This window comes from Klebsiella sp. 2680, assembly GCF_900198535.1.
In the GTDB taxonomy this organism is placed as follows: domain Bacteria; phylum Pseudomonadota; class Gammaproteobacteria; order Enterobacterales; family Enterobacteriaceae; genus Klebsiella; species Klebsiella indica.
Window position 1 is genome coordinate 337126 of sequence record NZ_FZNJ01000004.1, and the last position, 16937, is coordinate 354062.

Annotated in this window: 18 protein-coding genes; 16 read left to right on the forward strand and 2 right to left on the reverse strand. The window is 56.1% G+C overall.

The features are described 5' to 3' along the window. Window positions 1–231 precede the first annotated feature (231 nt). The gene (melR, locus tag FN037_RS18765; protein ID WP_171034803.1) at window positions 232–1170 is read left to right on the forward strand and encodes a transcriptional regulator MelR; all 939 of its coding nucleotides are present in this window, start codon (window positions 232–234) and stop codon (window positions 1168–1170) included. Between the two features lie 50 nt (window positions 1171–1220). Here the strand turns inward: melR and proP are convergent, their stop codons facing one another. Continuing rightward, complete coding sequence (gene proP, locus FN037_RS18770; protein WP_138358402.1) at window positions 1221–2723, reverse strand: glycine betaine/L-proline transporter ProP; 1503 nt, start codon at window positions 2721–2723, stop codon at window positions 1221–1223. Between the two features lie 535 nt (window positions 2724–3258). Here proP and FN037_RS18775 point away from each other — a divergent pair. From FN037_RS18775 to phnP, 11 genes are all read left to right on the forward strand, one after another. Further along, window positions 3259–3594 carry a zinc ribbon domain-containing protein YjdM gene (locus FN037_RS18775; RefSeq protein WP_138358400.1) on the forward strand — a complete coding sequence of 112 codons (336 nt, stop codon included), beginning with the start codon at window positions 3259–3261 and terminating at the stop codon, window positions 3592–3594. Window positions 3595–3803: 209 nt separating this feature from the next. Next, entirely contained in the window at window positions 3804–4529 is a 726-nt protein-coding gene (gene phnF / locus FN037_RS18780) for a phosphonate metabolism transcriptional regulator PhnF (protein WP_142502943.1), read from the forward strand. Then, the gene (phnG, locus tag FN037_RS18785) at window positions 4530–4982 is read left to right on the forward strand and encodes a phosphonate C-P lyase system protein PhnG (RefSeq protein ID WP_138358396.1); all 453 of its coding nucleotides are present in this window, start codon (window positions 4530–4532) and stop codon (window positions 4980–4982) included. Continuing rightward, complete coding sequence (gene phnH, locus FN037_RS18790) at window positions 4979–5563, forward strand: phosphonate C-P lyase system protein PhnH (protein WP_138358394.1); 585 nt, start codon at window positions 4979–4981, stop codon at window positions 5561–5563. The genes phnG and phnH overlap by 4 nt, the downstream gene beginning before the upstream one ends. Beyond that, entirely contained in the window at window positions 5563–6627 is a 1065-nt protein-coding gene (locus FN037_RS18795) for a carbon-phosphorus lyase complex subunit PhnI (protein ID WP_142502944.1), read from the forward strand. Before phnH ends, FN037_RS18795 begins: the two co-directional genes overlap by 1 nt. Then, on the forward strand, window positions 6620–7459 hold the full coding sequence (locus tag FN037_RS18800; protein WP_142502945.1) for an alpha-D-ribose 1-methylphosphonate 5-phosphate C-P-lyase PhnJ: 840 nt from the start codon (window positions 6620–6622) through the stop codon (window positions 7457–7459). Before FN037_RS18795 ends, FN037_RS18800 begins: the two co-directional genes overlap by 8 nt. Before the next feature lie 5 nt (window positions 7460–7464). Next, the gene (gene phnK / locus FN037_RS18805) at window positions 7465–8223 is read left to right on the forward strand and encodes a phosphonate C-P lyase system protein PhnK (protein ID WP_138358388.1); all 759 of its coding nucleotides are present in this window, start codon (window positions 7465–7467) and stop codon (window positions 8221–8223) included. A 42-nt stretch (window positions 8224–8265) separates the two neighbouring features. After that, entirely contained in the window at window positions 8266–8952 is a 687-nt protein-coding gene (gene phnL, locus FN037_RS18810; RefSeq protein ID WP_142502946.1) for a phosphonate C-P lyase system protein PhnL, read from the forward strand. Next, on the forward strand, window positions 8949–10085 hold the full coding sequence (gene phnM / locus FN037_RS18815) for an alpha-D-ribose 1-methylphosphonate 5-triphosphate diphosphatase (protein WP_142502947.1): 1137 nt from the start codon (window positions 8949–8951) through the stop codon (window positions 10083–10085). Before phnL ends, phnM begins: the two co-directional genes overlap by 4 nt. Further along, window positions 10085–10648, forward strand: coding sequence for a ribose 1,5-bisphosphokinase (phnN, locus tag FN037_RS18820; protein WP_138358382.1), 564 nt, complete (start codon window positions 10085–10087; stop codon window positions 10646–10648). Before phnM ends, phnN begins: the two co-directional genes overlap by 1 nt. 28 nt (window positions 10649–10676) lie before the next feature. Beyond that, window positions 10677–11435 carry a phosphonate metabolism protein PhnP gene (gene phnP / locus FN037_RS18825; RefSeq protein ID WP_142502948.1) on the forward strand — a complete coding sequence of 253 codons (759 nt, stop codon included), beginning with the start codon at window positions 10677–10679 and terminating at the stop codon, window positions 11433–11435. Window positions 11436–11562: 127 nt separating this feature from the next. Here phnP and rpiB read toward each other — a convergent pair whose 3' ends face one another. Beyond that, window positions 11563–12012, reverse strand: coding sequence for a bifunctional allose-6-phosphate isomerase/ribose-5-phosphate isomerase RpiB (gene rpiB / locus FN037_RS18830; RefSeq protein ID WP_138358378.1), 450 nt, complete (start codon window positions 12010–12012; stop codon window positions 11563–11565). Window positions 12013–12374: 362 nt separating this feature from the next. Between rpiB and alsR the strand changes: the two genes are divergently transcribed. The 4 genes from alsR (at window position 12375) to alsC (ending at window position 16931) form a co-directional block, all read left to right on the forward strand. Next, window positions 12375–13262, forward strand: a complete 888-nt coding sequence (alsR, locus tag FN037_RS18835) for a D-allose utilization transcriptional regulator AlsR (protein WP_138358376.1) — start codon at window positions 12375–12377, stop codon at window positions 13260–13262. A 176-nt stretch (window positions 13263–13438) separates the two neighbouring features. Then, window positions 13439–14374: a D-allose transporter substrate-binding protein gene (alsB, locus tag FN037_RS18840; RefSeq protein WP_138358374.1), complete on the forward strand. Its 936-nt coding sequence runs from the start codon at window positions 13439–13441 to the stop codon at window positions 14372–14374. Window positions 14375–14439: 65 nt separating this feature from the next. After that, entirely contained in the window at window positions 14440–15972 is a 1533-nt protein-coding gene (gene alsA, locus FN037_RS18845) for a D-allose ABC transporter ATP-binding protein AlsA (RefSeq protein WP_142502949.1), read from the forward strand. Beyond that, window positions 15951–16931: a D-allose ABC transporter permease gene (gene alsC, locus FN037_RS18850; protein WP_142502950.1), complete on the forward strand. Its 981-nt coding sequence runs from the start codon at window positions 15951–15953 to the stop codon at window positions 16929–16931. Before alsA ends, alsC begins: the two co-directional genes overlap by 22 nt. Window positions 16932–16937: the final 6 nt, after the last annotated feature.

The following is a 16937-nucleotide window of genomic DNA, read 5'->3' on the forward strand; positions in this document are numbered from 1 at the left end:
CCATCAGGTTATTGAACCATTGCAGAGTGGCACGCCGCCGCCTCGTTACGCTGCCCTGTTCCCACCGGAGGATTCCCGGAAACTCAGATCGACCATTGAACGCCACAAAATATGAGTTTTCGGGAACAGATCGTCCGAAAAGGAGAGAAAACGGGCCATGTATTCCGCTAAGCTGTAGGCAACCCAGGACCACCGCGCAACCACTCCGACGCGCCAGGAATCACTGACATGATGGAACACCGCTTCACCTCTCTGCCCCCCGATCCGCACATGTGCAGCAGCGACGAAAAACAGAGCCGCAGCCCGCTGGCGCTCTATTCCGAATATCAGCGCATGGATATCGAACTGCGCCCGCCGCATGCCATGCCCACCAGCCACTGGCACGGCCAGGTTGAGGTGAATGTGCCGTTCGACGGCGATGTGGAATATGTGATTAACAACGAAGTGGTGCGCATTGAGAAGGGCTACATCACCCTGTTCTGGGCCTGTACGCCCCATCGGCTTACCCGCCCCGGAAATTGCCAGCAGATGGCGATATTCAATCTACCAATGCATCTGTTTCTTTCGTGGCCGCTGGACCGTGAACTGATTAATCACGTCACCCACGGCATGGTGATTAAATCCCTCGCCGCCCAGCAGCTAAGCGCGTTTGAAGTACGCCGCTGGCAGCAGGAGCTGAGCAACGACAATGAACAGATCCGTCAACTGGCGATCGATGAAATCGCCCTGATGCTCAAGCGTCTGAGTCTCTCCGGCTGGCAGCCGCTGCTGGTCAATAAAACCTCACGCACGCATAAAAACAGCGTCTCGCGCCACGCCCAGTTTTATGTCAGCCAGATGCTGGAGTTTATCGCCGCCCATTATGACCAGGCCCTGACCGTCGATGCCGTCGCCGAACACGTTAAGCTCAACTCAAACTACGCGATGGGCGTGTTTCAGCGAGTGATGCAGCAAACCATGAAGCAGTACATTACCGCCATGCGTATTAATCATGTACGCGCGCTGCTTAGCGATACCGACAAAACCATCCTTGATATCGCCCTGACCGCCGGTTTCCGTTCCAGCAGCCGTTTCTACAGCACCTTTACCCGCTATGTCGGTATGCCGCCGCAGCAGTACCGCAAATTGAGTCGCCAGCGCCGTCAGAGCCTCACGCCGATACAGGCGTAAAAAATGCCGCCGGGGTTTCCCACGGCGGCATGTATCACCATAAAAACGAATTAGTCGTTAATGCGTGGATGCTGCTGCACCAGACGGGTCCGTTTTTCCTGTAGATCAGCGATTTCCTGATCGATATCTTCGATTTTCTGTTCGATGTTATCGTAGTGTTCGCCGAGAATTTCTTTTGCTTCCTGGATATCGGAGGCCGCAGGCGTCGCCCCTTTTAGCGGACGATTCGCCGTCTCTTTCATCGACAGGCCGGTAATGAGGCCGATAGCCGCAATCACCATCAGGTAGTAAGCCGGCATCATCAGGTTCTGCGTACTCTCCACCAGCCACGCCGCCAGGGTTGGCGTCAGACCGGCAATCAGCACCGAGATATTAAAGGCGCTGGCCAGCGCGCTAAAACGGATATGCGTCGGGAACATCGCCGGCAGCGACGAGGCCATCACCCCGATAAAACAGTTCAGTACAACCGCCAGCAGCAACAGACCGGCGAAAATCAGGCCGAGAACGTTGCTGTTAATCATAATAAACGCCGGGATCGACAGCACGAACAGCGCAACGCTACCAATCAGCACGAACGGGCGGCGACCAAAGCGATCGCTGAGCATCCCGATAACCGGCTGCACGAACAGCATCCCGACCATGATGGCAATAATAATCAGTACGCCATGGTCTTCCGAATAGTGCAGGTTATGCGACAGATAGCTCGGCATATAGGTCAGCAGCATGTAGTAGGTCACGTTGGTGGAAATCACCAGACCAATACAGGTCAATAAGCTGCGCCAGTGTTTCGTCGCAATCTCTTTAAAGGAGACTTTCGGGCCTTCCTGCAAACCTTCGCGGTCGCCCTGTTCAAGGGTATCCACATGCTGCTGGAACGCCGGGGTCTCTTCCAGCGCATGACGCAGGTACAAACCGATGATCCCTAGCGGCAACGCCAGGAAGAACGGGATACGCCAGCCCCAGTCGAGGAAGTTCGCTTCCCCCACCACGCTGGAAATCAGTACCACCACGCCCGCGCCCATCACGAAGCCGGCAATCGACCCGAAATCCAGCCAGCTCCCCATAAAACCACGTTTTCTGTCCGGCGAATATTCCGCCACAAAGATCGACGCGCCGGTATATTCGCCGCCGACCGAGAACCCTTGCGCCATTTTACACAGCAGCAGCAGAATCGGCGCCCAGATACCAATTGTGGCATACGACGGAATAAGGCCGATACAGAATGTACTTATCGACATAATAACGATGGTTATCGCCAGAATCTTTTGTCGGCCATATTTATCGCCCAGCATCCCGAAAAACAGGCCACCCAGTGGACGAATTAAGAAAGGAACGGAAAAAGTACCGAGTGCGGCAATCATCTGCACGCTGGGATTCGCGTCGGGGAAAAAGACTTTACCCAGCGCATACGCAACAAAACCATAAACCCCAAAATCAAACCATTCCATCGCATTGCCCAGCGACGCTGCGGTAATCGCTTTCTTTAGTTTGCTATCATCAATGATGGTCACATCCCGAAGCGTGATTGGCTTTACTTTTTTCCTTTTAAGCATAATTTTCCTCTTTTGCTCTCGCCTTGAGCGCACGAATCTGCGCCAAATGACAACGTCATTCGCGTCATGCGTTGGGAGCGGCGAATTGCTGTGCTCCACATTTCAAGCGTAGCAGGTTTGCCTGCACTGTCTGCGGACAGTCCGTACAACCGAACCTGTTGACGCCTGCTCTGGCCATAATTAACTACGCGGAATCGCTAATACGTCGCGTAAATTGTCGATCGCGCTTTTTTACCCTAACAGCGTTTAAATTTGTGATCAACCTCACAGGTTATTCCCCTTAAGCAGCGTCGTCCGAGAAGAATAAGTTCAATGAATACTGGAGACGAGCGATATATTTCCGGAAATATCTGGATTATTTATGGAGATTATTCTGCAATGACCGGTGAGATATATTCGCTCTCGCCGCCGTAATTCATGGTAAAAAAGTCCCGACAAAAGTGCGTGATTACGTTATAATCAATGTTACTTTCGGCTATCAGCCGCCATTTAATGGACCAACGTCCTGTTTTATCCAGTAACCGCGAGGATCGTCATGCAACTGCCACACTGCCCCAAATGCCATTCTGAATACACTTATGAAGATAGCGGCATGTTTATCTGCCCGGAATGCGCCCATGAATGGAATAATGCCGAGCCTGCGGACGATCATGATGTGCTGATCGTCAAAGATGCCAACGGCAATTTACTGGCCGACGGTGATAGCGTTACTGTGATAAAAGATCTGAAGGTTAAAGGCAGCTCTTCAATGCTAAAAATCGGTACTAAAGTGAAAAATATCCGCCTGGTCGAAGGCGATCATAATATTGACTGTAAAATTGATGGTTTTGGTCCAATGAAACTAAAATCTGAATTTGTCAAAAAGAACTGATTAATCCCCCTTATCCTGACTCGCTCCTCAAACGGGAGCGGGTCAGGGTTGAAAGCAGCCGCACGCACATTTCTCCCCTGTCATCCCGCTGGCACCAACTCTTCATCCCCCGGTCATCGTCTCTTAACTGAAACGTCACAAAAAACCGTCAGGATCGCCCCATGTTCCGAAGTCAATATGCGTTTGCCCTTCGTGGAGGCTTGACTGACATGTACTTATCCAGACATCCGACCAGCTATCCAACCCGATACCAGGAAATTGCCGCCAAACTTGAGCAAGAGCTTCGCCACCACTACCGCTGCGGCGACTATCTTCCCGCCGAACAGCAGCTGGCGACCCGCTTTGCGGTTAACCGCCATACTCTGCGCCGGGCTATCGACCAGCTCGTCGAGCGCGGCTGGGTCCAGCGCCGTCACGGCGTCGGCGTACTGGTGCTGATGCGGCCGATTGATTACCCGCTCAATGCCCAGGCGCGCTTCAGCCAGAATCTGCTCGAACAGGGAAGCCATCCTACCAGCGAGAAACTGCTGTCGGTCCTGCGCCCGGCCAGCAGCCATGTTGCCGAAGCCTTTGCCATTAACGAAGGCGATGACGTTATTCACCTGCGCACCCTGCGCCGTGTGAACGGCGTCGCGCTGTGCCTGATAGACCACTACTTTGCCGACCTGAATTTATGGCCGGTGCTGCAAACCTTTACCCACGGTTCTCTCCATGACCTGCTGCGCGACAAGCTTGATATCGAACTGACCCGCGTACGCACCAAAATCAGCGCCCGCCGCGCGCAGGCCAAAGAGAGCAACATTCTCGGCATACCCAATCTGGCGCCGCTGCTGTGCGTGCGCACGCTGAATCATCGCCAGGGTGCACAGAACGCGACGGAATACTCCGTCAGCCTGACCCGCGCCGACATGATCGAATTCACCATGGAGCACTGAATGCACTTTGATACCGCCACTCGCCAGCGCTGGATGTCCGTGCTGGCCCACAGTGAACCACCAGAACTTGAGGCGCGGATGCAGACCCTGAATCTCGCGCCGCAGTATGAGGTACTTCGCGCCCCGGAAACCGGCCTGGTCCAGCTACAGGCGCGCATGGGCGGCACCGGCGACCGCTTCTTTGCCGGTGATGCCACCTTAACCCGCGCGGCCATTCGCCTGGCCGACGGAACCACCGGCTATAGCTGGGTTCTGGGCCGTGACCGCCCGCACGCCGAGCGCTGCGCGGTCATTGATGCCCTGATGCAGTCGCCACACCATTTTCACACCCTGATGGAAACCCTGATAACCCCGCTGGAAGCACAACGTAGCGCGCGCATTGAAGCCCGACGCGCCGAAGTCAACGCCAGTCGGGTCGACTTCTTTACTCTGGTTCGCGGAGATAACGCATGACATTACAAACCGCCTTTGCCCTGCCGGTGCAGGATGCCCAACACAGTTTTCGCCGTCTGCTGAAAGCGATGAGTGAACCGGGCGTGATCGTCTCCCTGCAGCAGCTCCAGCACGGCTGGCAGCCGCTGAACATCGCTTCCACCAGCCTGCTGCTGACCCTGGCGGATCACGATACGCCGCTCTGGCTCGCCCCGGCGCTACATAACGATCTCGTCGCTCAGAATCTGCGCTTTCATACCGGCGCGCCGCTGGTTGAGCAGCCGCAACGGGCAACATTCGCCATCGCCGATGACAGTATCAGCAGCGAACAACTGAACGTACTTTCTGCCGGTACTGTCGTCGCCCCGGAAACCAGCGTCACGCTGATTGTTCAGCTCACCAGCCTCAGCGGCGGCCGCATGCTGCGCCTGACCGGGGCCGGGATCGCCGAAGAACGGATGATCGCCCCGCATCTGCCGGAATGCATTATTGAGGAATTAACCGAACGCCCGCACCCGTTTCCGCTGGGCATCGACCTGATCCTGACCTGCGGAGAACGCCTGCTGGCTATCCCGCGCACCACCCATGTGGAGGTCTGCTAATGTACGTAGCCGTCAAAGGCGGCGAGAAGGCGATCGCCGCCGCTCACGCCCTGCAAGAACATAAACGCCGTGGTGACAGGCGGCTTGCCGAAATCAGCGTTGAACAGATTAGCCAGCAGCTAAATCTGGCGGTCGACCGGGTAATGACTGAAGGCGGTATCGCCGACCGGGAGCTGGCGGCGCTGGCGCTGAAACAGGCCAGCGGCGATAACGTCGAAGCCATTTTTCTGCTGCGCGCTTACCGCACCACCCTGCAAAGGCTGGCGGTGAGCGAACCGATCGACACCGCCAGTATGCGCCTTGAACGTCGTATCTCAGCGGTCTACAAAGATATTCCCGGTGGCCAGATGCTCGGCCCGACCTACGACTATACCCATCGCCTGCTCGATTTTACCCTGCTGGCCAACGGTGAATCGCCCGTGCTGGCCACCGACGACGCGCCGCAACAAGCCACCCCACATGTTTTTCATCTGCTGACCCGACAGGAACTGGCGAAAGCGGAGCAGGATACCGCTGCCCGCCCCGACGACATTACCCGTCATCCGCCGGTCTACCCCTGTTCACGCTCTTCGCGTTTACAGCAACTGGTGCGCGGCGACGAAGGTTATCTGCTGGCGCTGGCCTACTCCACCCAGCGCGGCTACGGGCGTAATCACCCGTTTGCCGGTGAAATTCGCAGCGGCTACATCACGGTGCAAATTACCCCCGAAGAGCTGAGATTCACCGTCAATATCGGCGAACTGCTGATGACCGAATGCGAAATGGTCAACGGCTTTGTCGCCCCTCCGGATGAGCCGCCGCACTTTACCCGCGGTTACGGCCTGACGTTCGGCATGAGCGAGCGCAAAGCAATGGCAATGGCGCTGGTAGACCGCGCGCTACAGGCGCCGGATTACGGTGAAGAAGCGGCGGGGCCCGCGCAGGATGAAGAGTTTGTGCTGGCTCATGCCGATAACGTCGAGGCGGCCGGTTTCGTTTCGCATCTCAAACTCCCTCACTATGTCGATTTCCAGGCCGAACTGGCGCTGCTCAAACGTCTGCAACGGGAGAATCAACGTGGCTAACGCGCTGACCGGCTATAACTTTGCTTATCTTGATGAGCAAACCAAACGCATGATCCGCCGCGCCCTTCTGAAAGCGGTGGCAATCCCCGGCTATCAGGTACCGTTCGGCGGTCGCGAGATGCCGATGCCCTACGGCTGGGGCACCGGCGGCATTCAGCTCACCGCCAGCGTGATTGGCGAGGACGATGTGCTGAAAGTGATCGACCAGGGCGCGGACGACACCACCAACGCGGTGTCGATTCGCCAGTTCTTCCGGCGTGTTACCGGTGTCGCCACCACCGAGCGCACCGAAGAGGCGACGCTGATCCAGACCCGCCACCGGATCCCGGAAACGCCGCTGAGCGAAGATCAGATCCTGATCTTCCAGGTGCCGATCCCGGAGCCGCTGCGCTTTATCGAGCCGCGCGAAACCGAAACCCGCACCATGCACGCGCTGGAGGAGTATGGCGTGATGCAGGTTAAGCTGTACGAAGATATCGCCCGTTTCGGCCATATCGCGACAACTTACGCCTACCCGGTGAAGGTGAACGGCCGCTACGTGATGGACCCGTCGCCGATTCCAAAATTCGATAATCCGAAGATGCATATGATGCCCGCGCTACAGCTGTTTGGCGCCGGACGCGAAAAGCGTATCTACGCGGTGCCGCCCTATACACCGGTAGAGAGCCTTGATTTCGACGATCATCCGTTTACCGTTCAGAAGTGGGACGAGCCCTGCGCCATCTGCGGATCGCGCCACAGCTATCTTGATGAAGTGGTGCTCGACGACAGCGGCAAGCGAATGTTTGTCTGCTCCGATACCGATTATTGCCGTCAACAGAGCGAGGCGTAGAAAAAATGAGTCATCCGTTACTGGCGGTCAATCGCCTGACCCACCTCTATGCGCCGGGAAAAGGCTTCAGCGATGTGTCGTTTGAACTGTGGCCAGGCGAAGTCCTCGGTATCGTCGGCGAATCCGGCTCCGGGAAAACCACTCTGCTGCAGGCCATTTCCGCCCGCCTGACGCCGCAACGGGGCGAAGTTCTGTATCAGAACCGCTCACTGTACGCGATGAGCGAAGCGGATCGCCGTCGCCTGTTGCGCACCGAATGGGGCGTGGTGCATCAGCATCCGCTGGACGGCCTGCGTCGCCAGGTGTCGGCGGGAGGCAATATCGGCGAACGCCTGATGGCCACCGGCGCCCGGCACTACGGCAATATTCGCGCCACGGCGGCGCAGTGGCTGCAGGAGGTGGAGATCCCGCCTTCACGCATTGACGACCTGCCCACCACCTTTTCCGGCGGAATGCAGCAGCGCCTGCAAATCGCCCGCAATCTGGTGACCCGGCCAAAGCTGATATTTATGGATGAGCCGACCGGCGGGCTGGACGTTTCGGTGCAGGCGCGCCTGCTCGACCTGCTGCGCGGCCTGGTGGTGGAGCTGAACCTGGCGGTGGTGATCGTGACCCACGATCTCGGCGTCGCCCGCCTGCTGGCTAACCGTCTGCTGGTGATGAAGCAGGGCGAGGTGGTGGAAAGTGGTTTAACTGACCGGGTGCTGGATGATCCGCACCACCCTTACACCCAACTGCTGGTGTCGTCGGTATTGCAGAATTAACCCCCGGGGCAATCGGCCACACGAATATCGAAGAGGCAAAAAATGAACGCCATCCGCGTTGAAAACATCCATAAAACCTTTGTTCTGCACCAGCAGCACGGCGTGCGTCTGCCGGTCCTCACCGACGCCTCGTTAACCGTTAACGCCGGGGAATGCGTGGTGCTGCACGGCCACTCCGGCAGCGGAAAATCAACCCTGCTGCGATCGCTTTACGCCAACTACCTGCCCGATAGCGGCCACATCCATATCCGCCACGGCGACGAATGGGTGGACCTGGTCAGCGCTTCGGCGCGTAAGGTACTGGAAGTACGTAAAACCACTATCGGCTGGGTCAGCCAGTTCCTGCGGGTGATCCCGCGCATTTCCGCCCTCAACGTGGTGATGCAGCCGCTGCTCGAACTGGGCATTTCCCGCGACGAGAGCGCCGCAAAAGCCGCCCGTCTACTGGCGCGCCTGAACGTCCCTGAGCGCCTGTGGCGCCTGGCGCCTTCCACCTTTTCCGGCGGCGAGCAGCAGCGCGTCAATATCGCCCGCGGCTTTGCGGTTGATTACCCCATTTTGCTCCTCGACGAACCTACCGCCTCGCTGGACGCGAAAAACAGCGCTGCGGTGGTGGAACTGATTCACGAAGCCAAAGCGCGCGGCGCGGCTATCGTCGGTATTTTTCATGACGAAGCGGTACGCAATCAGGTCGCTGACCGCCTGCATCCGATGGGAATATCAGCATGATTATCAATAATGTAAAGCTGGTCCTCGAAAATGAGGTGGTTAATGGCTCGCTGGAAGTGCGGGACGGCAACATTTATGCCTTCGCCGCAAGCCAGAGTCGGCTGGCGGCGGCCATTGATGGCGAAGGCGGCTGGCTGCTGCCGGGGCTTATCGAGCTGCATACCGACAATCTGGACAAGTTTTTCTCCCCCCGACCAAAAGTGGACTGGCCCGCCCATTCGGCGATGAGCAGCCACGACGCGCTGATGATTGCCAGCGGCATCACCACCGTGCTGGATGCCGTCGCTATTGGCGATGTTCGTGACGGCGGCGATCGCCTGGAGAATCTGGAAAAAATGATTAACGCCGTGGAAGAGACGCAAAAGCGCGGCCTCAACCGTGCTGAACACCGTCTGCATCTGCGTTGTGAACTGCCGCACCACACCACTCTGCCGCTGTTTGAAAAACTGGTGGGCCGCGAGCCGGTCAGCCTGGTCTCCCTGATGGATCACTCGCCAGGCCAGCGCCAGTACGCCGATCGCAGCAAATACCGCGACTACTATCAGGGAAAATACCACCTGAGCCACGCCGAAATGGACCAATTCGAAGAGGAGCAGATGGCGCTGGCGGCAACCTGGTCGCAACCCAACCGGCAGAGTATTGCCGCGATCTGCCGCGAGCGTCATATCGCTCTGGCCAGCCACGACGACGCCACCCCTGAGCATGTAGCCGAATCGCACCAGCTTGGCAGCGTCATCGCCGAATTTCCTACCACGCTCGCTGCCGCGGAGGCGTCACGTCAGCATGGAATGTGCGTTCTGATGGGGGCGCCGAATATCGTGCGCGGCGGCTCGCATTCCGGGAACGTCGCCGCCCACCATCTGGCAACCCGCGGCCTGCTGGATATCCTCTCCTCCGATTATTACCCCGCCAGCCTGCTGGACGCCGCTTTTCGCGTTGCCGATGACGACGCTAACGCCTTTACCCTGGCGCAGGCTATTCGTCTGGTGAGTAGTAACCCGGCGCAGGCGGTAGGTCTGCACGACCGGGGGACAATTGCCGAAGGTAAACGCGCGGATCTGGTGCTGGCGCGCCGTCGCGGCGAGCATATCCATATTGATAACGTCTGGCGTCAGGGTAAGAGGGTCTTCTGATGACGGGGAGACTGATTTGGCTGGTCGGCCCATCCGGCTCCGGTAAAGATAGCCTGCTGACGGCGCTGCGCCAGCGGGAACATCCGCAGCTGCTGGTGGCGCACCGCTACATTACCCGTCCTCACAATGCGGGCTACGAAAATCATATCGCGCTTAGCGAACATGAATTTTTCACCCGCGCCGAACAGCACCTGTTTGCCCTTAGCTGGCATGCCAACAACACGTACTACGGCATCGGCGTGGAAATTGACCTGTGGCTGCACGCCGGGTTTGACGTGGTGGCCAACGGCTCCCGCGCGCACCTTCCACAGGCGCAGGCACGCTATGCCGATGTCCTGCTGCCCGTCTGTCTGCAGGTCTCCCCGGAGATACTGCGTCAACGTCTGGAGCAGCGCGGACGGGAGAACCAAACGGAGATTGCTCAGCGGCTGGCGCGGGCGGCGCGTTATACGCCGGGCGCGTGCCAGATCCTCAACAATGATGGCCCTCTGAGCCACTCGGTGGATGCGCTGGTATCCTTGATTCGCGTTCACGGCAACCGGCGTGAACAGCGGCTCGCCTGACAAAAATGTCCTGAAGTGAGGAGGTAGTATGAGCCTGACTCTCCGCTTAACCGGCACCGGCGGTGCGCAGCAGGTACCGGTTTTCGGCTGCGACTGCCCCGCCTGTCGCCGGGCGCGCGCCACTGAGGCGCACCGTCGCCGCCCCTGTAGCGCGGTGGTCACATTCAACAGCGCGGTGACGCTGCTGGATGCCGGACTGCCGGATCTGATGGAGCACTGGCCCGCCGGCAGCTTTCAGCAGTTTCTGCTCACGCATTATCATATGGATCATGTTCAGGGGCTGTTCCCGCTGCGCTGGGGCGCAGGCGACCCCATTGCGGTATACGGCCCGCCCGATGAACAGGGCTGCGACGATCTGTTCAGACATCCGGGCCTGCTGGATTTCAGCCACACCGTCGAACCGTTTGTGACGTTTACGCTACAGGGGCTGCGCGTCACGCCGCTACCGCTAAACCACTCAAAGCTCACTTTCGGTTATCTGCTGGAGTCGGCCCACAGCCGGGTTGCCTGGCTGTCCGACACCGCGGGCCTGCCGGAAAAAACGCTGAAATTCCTGCTTAACAACCAGCCGCAGATCATCATTATCGACTGTAGCCATGAACCGCGTCCGCAGCCGTCGCGCAATCACTGCGACCTGAACACGGTTCGGGCCATTAACCAGGTAATTGGCTGCCCGCGCGTGATCCTCACCCATATCAGCCACCAGTTCGACGTATGGATGATGGACAATGTGCTGCCTGCCGGGTTTGAAGCGGGGTTTGATGGGATGGAGATTGTGCTGGATTAACCCGCCGCGCACCCCATCAACAACACGGGTCCACGCTGACGTGGAAAAACAAACCGGTACAGAAATACGGCACAGGACCAGCCCTCGCGACTGGCCCCATATTAATCAACCTCATCGCGGAGGGATCTCAGTGCCGTTGCTGCTCAATCGCGCCGATTGCGTCGACCCGCCCCTGATGGCGTCCGCCTTCAAATTCGGCGTCCAGCCAGGCATCGACGATCATTTTTGCCAGATCCAGACCGATCACCCGCGCGCCAAAAGCCAGAACATTAGTATCATTATGCTGCCGTGAAAGCTGCGCCGAGTAAGGCTCGCTGCAAACCACCGCCCGAATGCCTGAATGTTTATTAGCAGCGATTGAGATACCGACGCCGGTGCCGCAAATCAGGATCCCGCCATCGACTTCACCCGCGGCAACAGCCTGAGCCACAGCGCTGGCGTAACGTGGATAATCGGTGCGCGCCGTTGACCATGCTCCTTTATCCACGACGTCAATGCCGCGCTGGCGCAGATGCGCCAGGATCGCCTCTTTCAGGATAAAACCCACATGATCGCAGCCAAATGCAATCCGTTTCATACTCAGCCTCGCCTGTTATCAACTTTACAGATAGTGTTTGCATTGTGATTTAAACGGCGAAAACTGGCGAAACAAACCGCAATCACACTGCTGAAAGGGCCTTTCTACACGGCAAAATTTCACAAATCAAGCGCTGAAAGCATTTAAACCGATACTACCTCGCGCATAAGACATCCCGCAAATAACACATAACAATTTGATATAAAAATAATTTACTAAAATAACAACGCATGTCGACACCACCAAACTTCACGAAACATATTACTTTATAAAAATATAATTTTTGTGAAGTTGATTGTATCTTTTCTGTTTCACCTGTGGTGATATAGTGTTGTCTTCATTTTATGGACGAAGAGAAAGCGATGAGTCAGTCAGAATCCAGTGCGCTCCCCAACGGTATCGGCCTTGCCCCCTGGCTTCGCATGAAGCAGGAAGGGATGACCGAAAACGAACGTCGTATCGTTGAATGGTTGCTCACCCCCGGCAATCTCAGCGATGCGCCGGCAATCAAAGATGTCGCGGAGGCGCTGTCAGTATCCGAAGCCATGATCGTTAAGGTGTCGAAACTGCTTGGCTTTAGCGGTTTTCGCAACCTGCGCAGCGCGCTGGAAGCCTACTTTTCGCAATCCGAGCAGGTGCTCCCGGCTGAGCTCTCCTTTGATGAAGCGCCGCAGGATGTCGTGAATAAGGTGTTTAACATCACCCTGCGCACCATTATGGAAGGCCAGTCAATCGTCAATGTCGACGAGATTCATCGTGCGGCACGATTCTTTGCCCGCGCCAGGCAGCGGGACCTGTACGGCGCCGGAGGGTCCAACGCCATTTGCGCCGATGTGCAGCATAAATTTTTACGCATCGGCGTGCGCTGTCAGGCTTACCCGGACGCCCATATCATGATGATGTCCGCATCGCTGCTGAAGGAGGGGGATGTGGTACTGGTGGTCTCGCACTCAGGGCGCACCAGCGATATTAAATCGGCGGTGGAACTCGCGAAAAAAAATGGTGCAAAAATTATTTGTATCACCCATAGCTATCATTCGCCGATTGCAAAATTAGCTGACTTTATTATTTGCTCGCCAGCACCAGAGACGCCGTTATTGGGCCGGAATGCCTCGGCACGTATATTACAACTGACATTATTAGATGCGTTCTTTGTTTCCGTCGCACAGCTCGACATTGAACAAGCGAATATAAATATGCAGAAAACGGGCGCGATTGTTGATTTCTTTTCACCAGGCGCGCTGAAGTAAATACTCGTCATGTTTCAGGTCACAGATGAGTTGGCAACGCACGTTCTCCCCGGTCACATGATTTTCTATGGCGCCGGGGATTAACTCGCTTACCCTCTTTACCGTGATTTGAATGAGTTAGAGTATTAATAATTAGCTCCTGCCACAGGAGCGTCCCCTACACTGAGAATACTGCTATGAATAAATATCTGAAACTTTTCAGCGGCGCGGCTATGGGCATAATGTTATCCACCAGCGCAATGGCCGCTGCCGATTACGCCGTGGTATTGAAGACATTATCCAACCCATTTTGGGTCGATATGAAAAAGGGTATTGAAGACGAAGCCAAAACATTAGGCGTTAGCGTCGATATTTTTGCCTCGCCCTCGGAAGGCGATTTCCAGTCGCAACTGCAGTTATTTGAAGATCTCAGCAACAAAAATTACAAAGGTATCGCTTTTGCGCCGCTCTCCTCCGTTAACCTGGTGATGCCGGTGGCTAAAGCCTGGAAAAAGGGCATCTATCTGGTCAACCTCGATGAAAAAATCGATATGGACAACCTGAAGAAAGCCGGCGGCAATGTGGAAGGGTTTGTCACTACCGATAACGTGGCGGTCGGCGCAAAAGGCGCGGAATTTATCATCAATAAGCTGGGCGCGGAGGGTGGAGAAGTCGCCATTATCGAAGGCAAAGCCGGTAACGCCTCCGGTGAAGCTCGTCGTAACGGCGCGACTGAGGCGTTTAAGAAGGCGAGCCAGATCAAGCTGGTGGCCAGCCAGCCTGCCGACTGGGACCGTATCAAGGCGCTGGACGTCGCCACCAACGTGTTACAGCGTAATCCGAATATCAAAGCGATTTACTGCGCTAACGACACCATGGCGATGGGGGTCGCTCAGGCCGTCGCGAATGCCGGTAAAACCGGCAAAGTGCTGGTCGTTGGCACCGATGGCATTCCGGAAGCCCGCAAGATGGTAGAAAACGGGCAGATGACCGCCACTGTCGCGCAGAACCCGGCGGATATTGGCGCGACCGGCCTCAAGATGCTGGTCGATGCAGAAAAAAGCGGCAAGGTTATTCCGTTGGATAAAACCCCGAAATTTAAAATGGTGGACTCTATTCTGGTGACGAAATAATTCAAAGGTTGCGTCACCCCGCCCCTCTCCCGTTCCGGGAGAGGGTGAAAATATAAGGAATCACTATGCTCACGCCATATATTTCAATGGCGGGGATCGGCAAATCCTTTGGTCCGGTTCACGCATTAAAATCAGTTGATTTAACAGTTTACCCTTATGAAATACATGCGTTATTAGGGGAAAATGGTGCCGGTAAATCAACGTTAATGAAAGTGCTGTCGGGAATACATGAGCCGACCAAAGGCACCATCACAATTAATAATGTCAACTATGACAAGCTCGACCATAAATTAGCGGCTGAACTCGGCATCGGTATTATTTATCAGGAACTCAGCGTGATTGATGAATTAACGGTGCTGGAGAATTTATATATTGGTCGTCATCTGACGAAAAAAGTCTGCGGCATCAATATTATCGACTGGAAAGAAATGCGCATACGGGCGGCAATGATGCTGCTGCGCGTCGGGCTAAAGGTTGCTTTAGACGAAAAGGTGGCAAACCTCTCCATCAGCCACAAACAGATGCTGGAAATCGCCAAGACGCTGATGCTCGACGCCAAAGTGCTGATTATGGATGAACCCACTTCCTCGCTGACCAATAAAGAAGTGGATTATCTGTTCCTGATCATGAACCAACTGCGCAAAGAGGGCACCGCCATCGTGTATATCTCGCATAAGCTGGCGGAAATTCGCCGCATCTGCGATCGCTACACGGTGATGAAAGACGGTAGCAGCGTCTGCAGCGGGATGGTCAGCGAAGTCAATAACGACGACATCGTGCGCCTGATGGTGGGCCGCGAGCTGCAAAACCGCTTCAATGCCATGAAAGAGAGCACCGGCAATATTGCCCGCGAGACGGTGTTCGAGGTGAAAAATGTCACCAGTCACGACAAGAAAAAGGTGCGCGACATCTCCTTCAGCGTTAATCGCGGCGAAATTCTTGGCTTTGCCGGGCTGGTCGGCTCCGGACGTACCGAACTGATGAACTGCCTGTTCGGCGTCGATAAGCGCGCGCACGGCGAAATCCATCTCAACGGTAAAGCGATCTCCCCCCGTTCACCGCTGGACGCCTTAAAAAAAGGTATGGCCTATATCACCGAAAACCGCCGGGAAAACGGCTTTTTCGCTAACTTCTCGATCGCCCAGAACATAGCGGTCAGCCAGAGTCTGAAGCGCGGCGGTTACAAAGGGGCGATGGGGCTGTTCAACGAAGGGGACGAGCGCAAAACGGCGGAAGCGCAACGTAAGCTGCTGGCGCTGAAGTGCCATTCCGTCGATCAGAACATTACCGAGCTTTCCGGCGGCAATCAGCAGAAAGTGCTGATTTCCAAATGGTTATGCTGCAACCCGGACGTCATTATTTTTGATGAGCCGACGCGCGGCATCGACGTTGGCGCAAAAGCCGAAATTTATAAAGTGATGCGCCAGCTGGCCGATGACGGAAAAGTCATCCTGATGGTGTCGTCTGAATTACCTGAAATTATCGCCGTCTGCGACCGCATTGCCGTGTTCTGCGAAGGGCGACTGACACAGATCCTGAGCAATCGCGACGATATGAGCGAAGAGGAGATTATGGCATGGGCACTACCACAAGAGTGAAAAGCGACATGGGCGAGAAAAAACCGTTTAACTTCGCGCTGTTCTGGGATAAATACGGCACCTTTTTTATCCTTGCCATTATCGTCGCGATTTTCGGTAGCCTGTCGTCGGAGTACTTCCTGACGACCAACAACATTACGCAGATCTTCGTTCAGAGCTCGGTCACCGTGCTGATCGGCATGGGCGAATTCTTCGCGATCCTTGTCGCCGGGATCGATCTGTCGGTCGGGGCGATCCTCGCGCTCTCCGGGATGGTTACCGCGAAACTGATGCTGGCGGGCGTCGATCCGTTCCTCGCGGCGCTGATTGGCGGCGTACTGGTGGGCGGCCTGCTTGGCGCAATCAACGGTTGTCTGGTCAACTGGACCGGTTTGCATCCATTTATCATTACCCTGGGCACCAACGCCATTTTCCGCGGTATCACGCTGGTCATCTCTGATGCCAACTCGGTATACGGCTTCTCATTTGATTTCGTCAACTTCTTCGCCGCCACGCCGTTAGGGATCCCCGTCCCGGTCATCTTCTCGTTGATTGTCGCGGTGATCCTGTGGTTTCTCACCACGCGTCTGCGCGTGGGCCGCAATATCTACGCGCTGGGCGGTAACAAAAACTCAGCCTTTTACTCCGGTATCGACGTCAAATTTCACATGCTGCTGGTGTTTATTATTTCTGGTATTTGCGCCGGACTGGCGGGGGTAGTCTCCACTGCACGACTCGGCGCGGCTGAACCCCTGGCGGGAATGGGCTTTGAAACCTACGCCATCGCCAGCGCCATCATCGGCGGGACCAGCTTCTTCGGCGGTAAGGGGCGCATCTTCTCCGTGGTTATCGGCGGCCTGATCATCGGCACCATCAATAATGGGCTGAATATTCTGCAAGTACAAACCTACTACCAACTGGTGGTGATGGGCGGATTAATCATCGCGGCTGTCGCCCTCGACCGTCTTATCAGTAAGTAAGGAATT